Origin of the sequence: Hymenobacter sp. NBH84 (genome assembly GCF_014217645.1) — a bacterium.
GTDB classification, from domain to species: Bacteria; Bacteroidota; Bacteroidia; order Cytophagales; family Hymenobacteraceae; genus Hymenobacter; species Hymenobacter profundi.
In genome coordinates this window covers 1817501-1829920 of the sequence record NZ_CP043644.1, presented here as the reverse complement: position 1 = coordinate 1829920, position 12420 = coordinate 1817501, and the positions used below count along the sequence as shown (strand labels likewise).

Sequence of the window (12420 nt, the reverse complement as noted above, 5' to 3'; positions counted from 1 at the left end):
AATTATGTTTTATTAATATAATTATATATGGTATGTAATTATATTGTTGAATATGTTGAAAAATATATGCCGTGAGCAATTACTGGGCATGTTGATGTTTTTGAAATTTATACTTCAAAAATAAAATCCAATATTGCGGTGGATTTCGTATCTGCCATTCATGTGGGTTATTCCTAATTTTTCTTCTGGTGCTACGATGGGGCATGAGGGTGGACCAAGCGGTCTGCCCCGCCAGTACCGCGCCTGGATAGCTTTGTACGCTCTGGATGCGAATGAGCGGCCCCGTGCCGACATTTTACGCATCAACGAAGTCACGGAGGCAGATTTGGCCGAGTTCGAAGCCAGCTGGCTCCAATTACGCTGTCGTTCCAGCGGTACTCTCCCTACCCGGTTCGACTTGCCGCCGGCTACTGATTCGCCTTGTACCTGAAGTCTGTAAGGTAGCTTACTAGCTAGTTTCGTCGGTTTCCCACTGGCGGAGTGCCCCTAGCAACGGATGCATTGCTGAAGCGAACGTACTGCCCTCTAAACGCTCTATGGGGCGTATTCCGGCTACGTTGGCCGTAAAAACGGCTTCGGCGGCTAGTAGTTGATCGGGAGTGAATAAGCCTTCCTGGCAGGGTAGGCCCTGTTGGTGAGCCACAGCCAGCAGATGCGCCCGGCGTACTCCCGCCACGCAGCCCGTTGCCAGAGCGGGTGTGTATAGCTGCCCTTCTCGCACCCAAAACACCGCCGCCGATACGGCTTCTGCCACGTGCCCAGTGGCGTCCAGCAACAGCAGTTCATCCAGGCCGCGCGTTTGCCGCTCCAATCCGGCCCGTACGTAGTAGAGCGCGTGCGGCCCCTTGCAAAACGATAGCGGCGTATGAAACGTGTGCGTCTCCCGAGCAAAGCCAGCCTGATTGATCGGCTGGTCGTTGGGCTGAAAGGGTAGGGCCGCAACGAGGTACTCGGTAGGGGCAGCGGGCGGCGGGGAGTACAGACCACCGCCACCGCGCCAAAGCTGTATCCGCACCCGGGCCTCGGTTAGCGAATTGGCAGCCGTCACGCGCCGCATGGTGGCTACAAGGGAAGGGGCGTCGGCCAGGGCGGGCGGCAGCGGCAGATGCAGCGCAACAGCCGCTGCCCGCATCCGCCGTAGGTGGTGCGACAGGTAGCGCACGGTATCGGCGGCCCAGACCAGCGTTTCGAAAAAGCCGTCGTTGAACTGTAGCCCGCGGTTGGGTAGGGGCAGGGCGAGGTCGGCCGCGGGTAGCAGGTGGTCGTTGTAGAGCAGCACGGGCGAGTGACTGAGTGGCTGTTTTGGCTGCACAATATGGATAATCTACACCATCACTCAGTCACTCTTCCGCTCAGTTGTTCCTATGTGAGCACAAATTTTTTGCCTGGCAGCGCTTTCACTATCCCTCTAAACTCCAACCCCAGCAACAGCGTGGCAACCTGGTTTACAGGCAACTGCGCTTTCCAACTTAGGTTATCCAGCAACTCTTCTTTGAGCACTACAAGTAGCTCGATAAGCTTGAATTCCTCCGCCGTGAAATCGTGGGGCGAGTAGGTAGGAGCAGCCTGAAACTTGCCCGACTGGTGCAGGGCGGCATCCCAATTCAGCAATTCTTCCAGGTCTTTGGGTTCGGCGTAGAGCGCGGCTTTGTGGGCCTTGATGAGGTCGTGGCAGCCGGCGGAGGCGGGGCTACCTAAGGGGCCGGGTAGGGCCAGTACCTCACGATCGTAGCTGATGGCCAGCTCGGCGGTGATGAGCGCACCGCCTTTGCGGGCCGCTTCTACCACCACCGTGCCATCAGAAAGCCCAGCAATAATGCGGTTCCGTGCGGGGAAGTTGTACTTATCGGGCTGGGTGCCGAAGGGAAACTCTGTGAGTAAACCGCCCTGCGTGCGCATCTTCTCGGCAGTTTTGCGGTGGGCAGGGGGGTAGAGTATGTCCAGCCCAGTGGCCATCACGCCTACTGTTTCCAAGCCTTCCTGCAAGGCAGCGCGGTGGGCAAAGATGTCGATACCATAGGCTAAGCCGCTTATTACCAGGGGTTGATGCGGTACGAAGCCCAGCACTAGCTTCTCGGTTTGCTCGCGGCCGTAATCGGTGGCTTGGCGCGTGCCCACAATACCAACTGTTTTAGGCGTGTTCAAGTCGGCAGTGCCCTGATAGTAGAGGAGGGTAGGAGCGTCGGGTAGCTGCTTGAGGCGCTTCGGAAACTGCTTGCTGGTGTAGAACAGCAACTGCACGCCCTCCTTCTCGGCGCGGCGCAGGGTTTCCTCGGCCCGGCGCAGAGCTGTAGTACGCTCCGCGCCAGTGAGCGTGGCCACGGCTTTTGGCCCTACCCCCGGAACCTTACGCAGCTTGCCCGGCGGCAGGTGCAGCACGTTTTTGGCGGAGCTGCCGTAGCTCATCAGCTGTCGCGTAAGCTGCGGCCCAATACCGGGAAACAGCGTCAGGGCGACTTCGTGGAGGAGGATATCGTCGTGCATGTGGTAATTCTCACCCCTAACCTCCTCTCCGAAAAGAAGAGGGAGGATTAGCAGCTAGTTTTTAGTACTAGTATTAGCTCCCCTCCTTTTTCCAAGGAGGGGTTGGGGGTGGTTCTGCTACAGTTAGAAATAAAAATAGAGCTATAAACAGTGCAACGATTGGAATACCCCCAACCCCTCCTTTTTCAAGGAGGGGAGCTAGCTTTTAAAACTTGCTCTAGTCTCCCATCTCCTTTTCGGAGAGGGGATTGGAGGGTGAGGCAGACGTAGGATTCTTCCCAAGTCCATCCAACTGTTTGCGCAGTTCCACCAGAAACCCACGCACCTTCTCCAGCGAGTGCGCCACTTCCATGCGTTCCTTGAGTTGGGGGCCGCGCTGGCGCATCAGGTCGCGGGCGCCGGGGATGGTGTAGCCGCGCTCTTTTACCAGGTGGTAAATGGTGCGGAACGTCTCAATGTCCTGGGGCGTGTAGAGGCGGTTGCCCTTGCGGTTTTTGCGCGGGCTGAGGTCCTCAAACTCCGTTTCCCAGAACCGAATCAGCGAGGGCGCCACCTCGAACATGCGCGCCACCTCGCCAATGGTGTAATATTCTTTCTTGATCTCGCGCTCTTTGTACGGCATTGGTCGGGGGTAGGGGCGCGTTGCATGCGCCCGTCGTGGCACGACGGAAAAGGCCATTGGCATCGGCAGCAACGACGGGCGCGTGCAACGCGCCCCTACATTTGCTAACTTTGCCAGAACGGCTTTTCGCAAAGCTGCAAACTACCAAAAAACGGGCCGCTATCAACCACAAAGCGGCCTGCGTACCACGAACCCTCACGATTTGCCGGGCCGAAACCCGGCGTTCCTTCCCTATGTCACTCCCCAAGGCTTCGCACGTTCGCCAGCAGTTTCTCGACTTCTTTGCCTCCAAAGGCCACCACATTGTGCCCTCAGCGCCGCTGGTGCTCAAAGACGACCCTACCCTGCTGTTCGTCAACTCGGGCATGGCCCCGTTCAAGGATTACTTCCTCGGCAACAAGCCCGCCCCCTACAAGCGCGTGGCCGACACCCAGAAGTGCCTGCGCGTATCGGGCAAGCACAACGACCTGGAGGAGGTAGGCTACGACACCTACCACCACACCCTGTTCGAGATGCTGGGCAACTGGTCGTTTGGTGACTATTTCAAAACTGAAGCCATTGCCTGGGCCTGGGAACTGCTGACTGACGTGTATAAGCTGCCCAAAGACCGCCTCTACGTCACCTACTTCCAGGGCGACGAGGGCGACCAACTGGCCGCCGACACCGAAACGCAGAACCTGTGGCGCCAGTACACCACCGAGGACCGCATCCTGCCCGGCAACAAGAAGGACAACTTCTGGGAGATGGGCGATACCGGCCCCTGCGGCCCCTGCACCGAAATCCACATCGACCTGCGCTCCGACGACGAGGTAGCCCAAAAGCCCGGCCGTGAGCTAGTGAATGCCGACCACCCGCAGGTAGTGGAAATCTGGAACAACGTGTTCATGGAGTTCCAGCGTCTGGCCGATAAGTCGCTCGTCAAGCTGCCCGCGCAGCACGTGGATACCGGCATGGGCTTTGAGCGCCTGATGATGGCCGTGTCGGGCGTGAAGTCGAACTACGACACCGACGTATTCCAGCCGCTGATTCAGTTCATTGCCAGGGAAGCCGGTGTAGAGTACCACGGCACTGCCCCGGCCACCGTGAATGACCAGCCCGCCACGGAAAACGAGAAAACGGACATCGCCATCCGCGTCATTGCCGACCACATCCGCGCCATCAGCTTCACCATTGCCGACGGCCAGCTGCCCAGCAACGTGAAGGCTGGCTACGTGATTCGCCGCATCCTGCGCCGTGCCGTGCGCTACGCGTTTTCGTCGCTCAATCAGAAGCAGCCCTTCCTGTATAAGCTGGTGCCGGTGTTGGCCGATCAGATGGCTAGTATCTTCCCTGAGCTGAAAGCGCAGCAGCAGTTTGTGCAGCGCGTGATTGAGGAAGAGGAAATCAGCTTCCTGAAAACGCTGGAAAACGGCCTGCGCCGCATTGACGCGCTGGAAGAAGGCTTCAAAAGCCAAGGCAACACCATCGACGGCAAAACGGCTTTCGAACTGTCTGATACGTTTGGCTTCCCACTTGACCTCACGGCCCTCATCGCCCGCGAAAAGGGCCTGACGGTAGACGAGGCCGGTTTTCAGAAGGAACTGGAAGCCCAGAAAAACCGCTCGCGCAATGCTCAGGAAAGCGAGCAGAGCGACTGGGTAGTAGTGAACTCCGACAACGGCGAGCTGCCCGTATTTGTGGGCTACGACGTGGAGGAAGCCTCCGCCCGCCTGCTGCGCTACCGCAAAGTGACGCAAAAAGGCAAAACCGAGTACCACGTAGTGCTCGACCAAACGCCGTTCTACGCCGAGTCGGGCGGGCAGGTAGGCGACACGGGCTACCTGGAAGGCGGCCTGTCGCGGGTACGCGTGATTGACACGCGCAAGGAAAATGACCTCATCGTGCACACCGTGCTGGAGTTGCCCCTACCCGAGGACTTGGAAGGTGAGTTCACGGCCCGCATCGACAGTAGCCGTCGCGCTCTGATTCGCAAAAACCACACGGCCACACACTTGCTGCAAGCTGCCCTGCGCCGCGTGCTGGGTGAGCACGTGCAGCAGAAAGGCTCCCTGGTAAACGACAAGCTCCTGCGCTTCGACTTCTCGCACTTCACCAAGGTAACCGACGAGCAGCTGCGCGAAATTGAGCAGATCGTGAACGAGCGCATCCGTCAGCAAATTCCGCTGGACGAGCGCCGCAACGTGCCCATTGCCGAAGCTAAAACGCTGGGCGCTATGGCCCTGTTTGGGGAGAAGTACGGCGACTTTGTGCGCGTCATCACCTTCGATAAAGAGTACTCAGTAGAGCTGTGCGGCGGCATTCACGTGCGCGCCACCGGCGAAATCGGCTTCTTCAAAATCACGAGCGAGTCGGCGGTAGGCGCGGGCGTACGCCGCATCGAGGCCGTAACGGCCGACGCTGCCGAGGCCTACGTGGATCAGCAGCTAGATTTGCTGCGTCAGGTGCGCGAATTACTGGGAAATCCTCAGCACTTGCTTCCTAGCCTGCAAAAGGTAGGCGAGGAAAATATTGCCTTGCGCAAGCAGTTGGAACAAGCCGAAAATCAGCAACTTGGTCAGTTGAAAGATCAGCTAGCTTCGCAAGCGAAAGCAGTAGGCGGCGTGCAGCTCATTGCTGCGCAGGTGCCCGCCCGCTCTGCCGATGCCCTCAAGAAGCTCGCCTACGACCTGCGCCAGGTAGTGCCCAACCTCGTAGCCGTCCTCGGCGCCGACATCGACGGTAAGCCCCAATTAGCCGTAATTCTGGACGACGAAATCGCTAAAGTCGGTAAGCTCAACGCCAAAACCCTGATTGGCACGCTGGCCAAGGAAATTCAGGGTGGCGGTGGCGGCCAGCCGTTCTTCGCTACGGCTGGTGGAAAGAACGTTGCCGGGTTGGCGGCGGCTATCGGCAAAGCCGAGGAGCTGGTAGGGTAGGCACTGGCGTAATAGTTGTGCATACAAACGCGGGGCTGAACACCTATTTAGAGTGTTCAGCCCCGCGTTTGTATGCACAACTATTTTAAAATCGTTTTTAAATGAAGAAGTTTTACGTGTTTTTTTCTTTACTAATAGTTGGGTGCTTTAGTAGTTATCATGCCGCTGCTCAAATAAATAATGAGCCGCATACAGTCAAGGAATACTTTGATGCAGACGGTAAGAAGCTGCCTTCCACTGAAGGCGCAGTTGAATGGAGTGAGTCAATTTATCAAGATAGTATCAGGGGTGTTGTGCAAGGCTATTATGGCAACGGCCAGTTAAAATGGCGTAGTGAATGTGAAAACATCCGTCTGCATACCGTGCATGGAATAAGCGAAATGTGGTACGAAAGCGGCCAACTGCGACGCCGTGCGCGCGTCACCCATGGTAAGTGGGATGGTGAGCTTGTTTCTTATCACGCAAACGGCACATTAAAGCGCCGCGAGGTATATAAAGAAGGGGAAAGTGTAAGCGGCGAATGTTTTGATACTGCTGGGAAACCTGTTGCATTCTACGCGTTCGAAAAGATGCCTTCACCACCTTTAGGTGGCTTTAATGGAATGCTTCAATTTATAGGTAAGAATCTGCGCTACCCTGCAGAAGCTTTAAGAAGAAATATTCAGGGTAAGGTATTCATTGATTTTTACGTAGATACACTAGGAGTTGTGCGCGATGTACGTATTAAACAAGGCATACACCCTTCTATTGATAATGAAGCGGCCCGAGTTATTGCTAGCCTACCAGCATGGGAACCCGGTTATCAGGACGGCAACCCAGTTAATGTGAGTTTCACGGTGCCCGTTACATTTGCTATTCAAGACAAGAAGATCAAAAAGCGTATTTCTGCTAATTAAACTGAGAATGCCTTGTGTAGTACGCGGGTGAAGTTAATGACCAACGTAGCCGACCGATTATGGCTTCTATGTTTAACTTGCACCTTACTATGGACGAAAGCATCAAAGCCAAATACCAGCCGGTCATCGGCCTCGAAGTACACGCGCAGCTGCTCACGCACAGCAAGATGTACTCCTCGGATGAAAACGAGTACGGCGCTATGCCGAACAACAACCTGAGTGTGATTACGTTGGGTCACCCCGGCACGCTGCCCAAGGTGAACTACACGGCCGTGGAGTACGCCATGAAAATGGGTCTCGCCACCAGCTGCCAGATCACGCGCGACAACCTGTTTGCTCGCAAAAACTACTTCTACCCCGACCTTCCCAAGGGCTACCAGATCACGCAGGATAAAACCCCGATCTGCACCGGCGGCCACGTGGATATTCGGGTGACGGGCGCCGAGCCGAAGCGCATTGGCATCACGCGCATTCACATGGAGGAAGACGCGGGCAAGTCTATGCACTTGGCGGGCGAGGTAGAGACGCTGGTGGATTTGAACCGCGCCGGCGTGCCGCTCATTGAGATTGTGAGCGAGCCGGACCTGCGCACCGCCGACGAAGCCTACGCCTACCTGGCCGAAATCAAGAAGCTGGTGGAGTACCTGGAAGTGTGCGACGGCAACATGGAAGAAGGCTCTCTGCGCTGCGACGCCAACGTATCGGTGATGCTGAAAGGCGCCGACAAGTTCGGGATGAAGGTGGAAGTGAAGAATATGAACTCCTTCCGCAACGTGCAGCGCGCCATCGACTACGAGATTGAGCGGCAGATTGCCCTGTTGGAAGCCGGTGAGGAAATCATCAGCGAAACCCGCGGTTTCGACGCGGCCAGCGGCATCACCAACGGCCAGCGGAGCAAGGAAACGATGAACGACTACCGCTACTTCCCCGAGCCCGACCTACCCCCGGTAGTCATCGACGATGAGTGGCTGCACCGCATCCAGGCCAGCTTGCCGGCATTGCCCCAGCAGCTCTACGCCCGCTTCACGGGCGAGCTGAGCCTCTCGGATTACGACGCCAACGTGCTGACGGCCGAAAAGGACGTGGCCTTGTTCTTCGACGAGCTCACCCGCCTAACGCCCAACGCCAAAGCTGCCGCCAACTGGGTGACCGGTCCGGTAAAGGCCTACCTCAACGAGCGTGCCCTACCCATGGCTGAGTTCCCGCTCACGGCGCAGCACCTGGCTGGCATCATTGAGCTGATTGATGAAGGCAAAGTAAACCACTCGGTGGCTTCCAAGCAGCTGTTTCCCTACCTGCTGGAGCACCCCACGGCCAACGTAACCGGCGCCGCTGAGCAACTGGGTCTGTTGCAGCAGTCGGACGCTGGGGCGCTGGAAGCCCAAATTCAGCAGGTGCTGGCCGCCAACCCGGCCAAGGTAGCCGAGTACAAAGCGGGTAAAAAGTCGCTGACGGGCATGTTTATGGGCGAGTTGATGAAGCTCACCGGTGGCAAAGCCGACCCCAAAATGGCCAACCAGCTCCTGCGCAAGGCGCTGGACGCGTAAGCTGCGAGTAAATGAGTAGTTAAGTATTAGGTTTATAGAAAAACGCCTGTCATCCTGCGCTTGCGAAGGACCTTATCACGGCAGAACGATTACCGTAACAACGACTCGTTCTAGCGTGATAAGGTCCTTCGCAAGCGCAGGATGACAGGCGTTTTTCTTCTTTTTCAATGGATGCTCCATGCGTATTTCTCTATTACTGCTTTCTGGGCTCCTACTGCTAAGCTGCCGACCAGCTACCCAAGCGCCATCTGAGGCATCGGCTACAGGCTATGAAATTCAGGGGAGCATTCGACCCACGGCACCGCAGAGCCGTGTAGTGCTGGAGCAGCAGGTAGGTAGTACGACGCGGCTGGATTCAGCGGCCCTCGATGCCAACGGCCGTTTTACGCTGCGAGGACAAGTACCCGCGCCAGGCCTCTACCGGCTGGTGCTGCGCGTGCCCGGCGCCGATGCCCGCATCTTTCTCGTACCGCTCGACAACCACGCCCACCTGACGCTGACCACTGATGCAGGCGGTGCGCACTGGCAAGGCTCGCCAGAAGCTGACTTTATGCAAGCGCTGACTCGGGCAACGCCCGCCGAGAAACCCCGTATTGTGCGCCGCTATGCTACGTCCTACCTCGCTCCGAGTGTGGTATGGGACCTAAGCGCCGCTGGTGCGCCCGACGATTTTCTGGACTCTATAACCACGCGCTTCCGGCTTGCTGGCGACTCCAGCCGGGCTGCGTTCGGACTCTATCAATGGCAATGCGCCTACCGCCTCACCGCGCCCGGTACGCAGGTGCCAGAAATAGCCCTACCCACCGCCAATGGCAAAACGGTGAAGCTAAGCAGCCTGCGCGGGCAATATGTATTGCTGGATTTCTGGGCTTCGTGGTGTGGCCCCTGCCGTGAAGAGCACCACAGCCCGGAGCTACAGAAAATCCACCGGCTGTTTCGCGGGCGGGGGCTGGCTTACTACGGCGTGTCGCTGGACGAGGAGGCTGCAAAGTGGCGCCGTGCGCTGGCGACAGACAGCCTGCCCGGCGTGCAAGTGCGGGCGGCCGAGGGCGAGCAAAGCGCAGTAGCGCGGGCCTTTGGGGTGACTACACTGCCCTTCAACCTACTGCTTGATCCGGAGGGTAGGGTGCTGGCCCGCAATCTGCATGGGCATACCTTAGGCTCGCGCATTGCCAGCTATATTCCGTTGGATTGACCCACTTCGGGAACCTGCGCGGCTGATTTGGGTTGTAGCAAACGAAGGACGCGCCAAAAGCCGTGGATTCCGTCCAAAATCCGCAACTTGCGGCCGCAAACGCTGTCTTTTCCGTCAATTCTATTTAAACGCCTTGGCGTTTTGACCCCGCTTTCCTCGAATGAACCACCCTCCCATGAAAAGTCTGTTGCTGTTTGGTGCCCTGCTTGGTATGGCAAACGCCTGTAACAAAGCTACTTCGCCTACCTCTAACGCTGGAAATAGCATTGGTTATCAAATCAACGGCGAGTTAACGAACGCCACGTCAGGCGCCAAAGTGTATTTAGCTGAATTGGAAGATAATCAGCTCGTTTCGCGCGATACAGCTACTATTGACGAGAAAGGGCGCTTCACCTTCACGGGTACCACCCCGGCGCCTAGCATTTATCAGGTGAAGGTAGACGACACCAACCAAGCCTTGGTAGCGCTCGACAATCAAACCAAACTCACGCTACGCGGCGATGCCAGCAAGCTCAACAACAGCTACACCGTGCAGGGCTCGCCCGACTCGGAGCTGTTGCAGCAAGTGAGCAACGCGTTGCAGATGAACAAAACCAGCATGGACCGCCTGGAGCAACGCTTCGTACAGGCCCGGCAGGCAGGCCAGGCCGATTCGGTGGCCGCGATTCAGCAGGAAGCCCAGCAAATCCAAGAGCGTGGGCAAGCAGGTGTGCGCCGTTTGGTACGCCAGCATCCGGGCTCCGTGGTGTCGGGCTTTGTGCTGACGGCTGTGCTGAACCCGGATGATAACTTTGGTCTGGCCGATACCGTGGCCACGGCTCTGAAAGCTGCCGACCCCGAGTCGCGCTATGCTAAGGCGCTGACCACCAAGGTGGATGCCTCTCGCGCTACCGCCACCGGCGCTGTAGCACCCGACATCAAACTGCCTACCCCAGAGGGCAACGTGGTACCCCTGAGCAGCCTGCGCGGCAAGTACGTGCTGCTGGATTTCTGGGCCTCGTGGTGCGGCCCCTGCCGCCAGGAAAACCCAAACGTGGTGCGCGCCTATCAGAAATACAAGGACAAAGGCTTTACCGTCTACAGCGTGTCGCTGGACCAAAGCCGCGACAAGTGGGTGAACGCCATTGCCAAAGACAACCTGACTTGGACGCACGTATCAGATTTGCAGTACTGGCAGAGCGCGGCGGCGCAAACCTATAAGATTGAGGCAATTCCGCAGTCGTATCTGCTTGACCCGCAGGGTCGCATCATCGGCAAAAATCTGCGCGGCCCGGCGCTGGAAGCTAAGCTGGCCCAGGTGATGAAGTAGGGGCGGCTTACAGCCGCCTAACGTTGCATAAAAAACGCCCGCTGAATTCGTTCAGCGGGCGTTTTTGTGTTTTTGTCAACGATATGCAGTCGTCAGCAACGATGGGCGCGTACAACGGCCCCTACAGGAACATGCGTTTCATGGCGTTCCAGAGCAGCTTTTTACGGCCTTGGTCTTCCTCAATCACATCTAGTTCGGCAGCGGGGAGGTAGGCGGCGTCGCCGACCAAAATGACAGGCTCGTAGAGCTGAGTTTTGTGCACGGCCACGTCGAGCAGGTTTTTGCCGAAGCCGATAATCTGCTTGGCCTCCAGCTTGGTGCGCAACGTGCTCAGGGCCACCGGCAAGTGCGATTCCACGTTGATGAGCACCGTGTCTTCCACAATTTGCCCGATGGCCTTCAGCACGTTGTTCAGGAACACGTGCCGGGGTAGGCGCTGAAACTTCACCGCATCCAGGCGCACCAGAATCACGATGCCGCGGGCGTTGCTGCCTAGGGTAGAGAAAGGCGTTTGGGTGAGTGGAGGAGCCGTGCGCTGGGGCGGAGCGGGGGCAGCCAGCGGCGCAATTCTGGTAACAGGGGGCGCAGGCGGTGGGGTTGGGGCACTACTGGGCACCGTAACCGGTGGACGGCTTATTAGTGGCGTAACGGGCGGCACCGAAGCAGCCGGGCGGCTTACGGGCGGTGTTGGGGCTGCAACCAGCGGCGTGGCGGGCGGTGGTACTGGCGCGGCAGCTAGTGGGGTAGGCGGCACGGGCGTAGCCGGCGCTGGGGTAGGTGCCTGCGCCGGCTGTGGTGCGGCAGCTTTTGCTATTGGCGCAGCCTTCTCTTCCCCTACCTCGGGCACTACATAGAGTGTGAGGTCGGCGTAGAACTGCTGATAAAAAGCCAGAGCCGCGTCGTGATTCATGATTTACAGGTCAAATAAGGCCTTCAGCTCTGTAGCATCCGAGGGTTGCATGCGGCCGGCCAGTACCAGGCGTAACTGCCGGCGCTGGAGGGCCCCGTCGAAGAGGCGCATTTCCTCGGGCGTTTCAGGGAGGGCATCGGGCACGTCGATAGGGCGGCCCGACTGATCCACGGCCACAAAGGTGAAAAAGGCCTCGTTGGATTTCACTTTGGTGCCGCTGGGAATATCCTCGGCCCACACGTCAATATGTACCTCCATCGAGGAGCTGAACGCGCGCGTCACCTGCGCCTCCAGCGTCACCACGCTACCCAGCCGGATTCCCTCCCGAAACGACACGTTATCCACCGAGGCCGTGACCACAATGCGGTTGCTGTGGCGCTGTGCCGATACGGCGGCGGCAATGTCCATCAGGTGCATCATGCGGCCACCCATCAGGTTGTTGAGCGTGTTGGTGTCGTTGGGCAGCACCAGCTCGGTCATGCTCACGAAGGATTCTTTAACGGGTTTTTGCTTGCGCATTGGGGGTAGGCGAGAGTAGGCGA

The 12420-nt window shown here is 57.8% G+C and carries 11 protein-coding genes; 6 read left to right on the top strand and 5 right to left on the bottom strand.

From position 1 onward, the window contains the following. Positions 1 to 160 precede the first annotated feature (160 nt). The gene (locus F1C16_RS07645; protein WP_185283732.1) at positions 161 to 430 is read left to right on the top strand and encodes a hypothetical protein; all 270 of its coding nucleotides are present in this window, start codon (positions 161 to 163) and stop codon (positions 428 to 430) included. Between the two features lie 18 nt (positions 431 to 448). Here the strand turns inward: F1C16_RS07645 and F1C16_RS07640 are convergent, their stop codons facing one another. The 3 genes from F1C16_RS07640 to F1C16_RS07630 form a co-directional block, all read right to left on the bottom strand. Continuing rightward, entirely contained in the window at positions 449 to 1312 is an 864-nt protein-coding gene (locus tag F1C16_RS07640; RefSeq protein ID WP_185283731.1) for an aminotransferase class IV, read from the bottom strand. Positions 1313 to 1362: 50 nt separating this feature from the next. Next, positions 1363 to 2484, bottom strand: a complete 1122-nt coding sequence (dprA, locus tag F1C16_RS07635; protein ID WP_185283730.1) for a DNA-processing protein DprA — start codon at positions 2482 to 2484, stop codon at positions 1363 to 1365. 217 nt (positions 2485 to 2701) lie between these two features. Further along, entirely contained in the window at positions 2702 to 3106 is a 405-nt protein-coding gene (locus F1C16_RS07630) for a MerR family transcriptional regulator (RefSeq protein WP_185283729.1), read from the bottom strand. Positions 3107 to 3339: 233 nt separating this feature from the next. On the opposite strand from F1C16_RS07630, the gene alaS reads away from it, so the two are divergent. From alaS to F1C16_RS07605, 5 genes are all read left to right on the top strand, one after another. Then, positions 3340 to 6021, top strand: coding sequence for an alanine--tRNA ligase (alaS, locus tag F1C16_RS07625; RefSeq protein WP_185283728.1), 2682 nt, complete (start codon positions 3340 to 3342; stop codon positions 6019 to 6021). A 101-nt stretch (positions 6022 to 6122) separates the two neighbouring features. Continuing rightward, on the top strand, positions 6123 to 6917 hold the full coding sequence (locus F1C16_RS07620; protein ID WP_185283727.1) for an energy transducer TonB: 795 nt from the start codon (positions 6123 to 6125) through the stop codon (positions 6915 to 6917). 59 nt (positions 6918 to 6976) lie between these two features. Then, positions 6977 to 8464 (top strand): Asp-tRNA(Asn)/Glu-tRNA(Gln) amidotransferase subunit GatB, encoded by a 1488-nt coding sequence (gene gatB / locus F1C16_RS07615; RefSeq protein ID WP_258049061.1) that lies wholly within the window; start codon positions 6977 to 6979, stop codon positions 8462 to 8464. A gap of 178 nt (positions 8465 to 8642) precedes the next feature. Then, positions 8643 to 9659, top strand: a complete 1017-nt coding sequence (locus F1C16_RS07610) for a TlpA disulfide reductase family protein (protein ID WP_185283726.1) — start codon at positions 8643 to 8645, stop codon at positions 9657 to 9659. Between the two features lie 175 nt (positions 9660 to 9834). Then, positions 9835 to 10968, top strand: coding sequence for a TlpA disulfide reductase family protein (locus tag F1C16_RS07605; RefSeq protein ID WP_185283725.1), 1134 nt, complete (start codon positions 9835 to 9837; stop codon positions 10966 to 10968). 121 nt (positions 10969 to 11089) lie between these two features. Here F1C16_RS07605 and F1C16_RS07600 read toward each other — a convergent pair whose 3' ends face one another. After that, positions 11090 to 11878: a hypothetical protein gene (locus F1C16_RS07600; protein WP_185283724.1), complete on the bottom strand. Its 789-nt coding sequence runs from the start codon at positions 11876 to 11878 to the stop codon at positions 11090 to 11092. Positions 11879 to 11881: 3 nt separating this feature from the next. Beyond that, complete coding sequence (locus F1C16_RS07595; protein WP_185283723.1) at positions 11882 to 12397, bottom strand: acyl-CoA thioesterase; 516 nt, start codon at positions 12395 to 12397, stop codon at positions 11882 to 11884. Positions 12398 to 12420 lie beyond the last annotated feature (23 nt).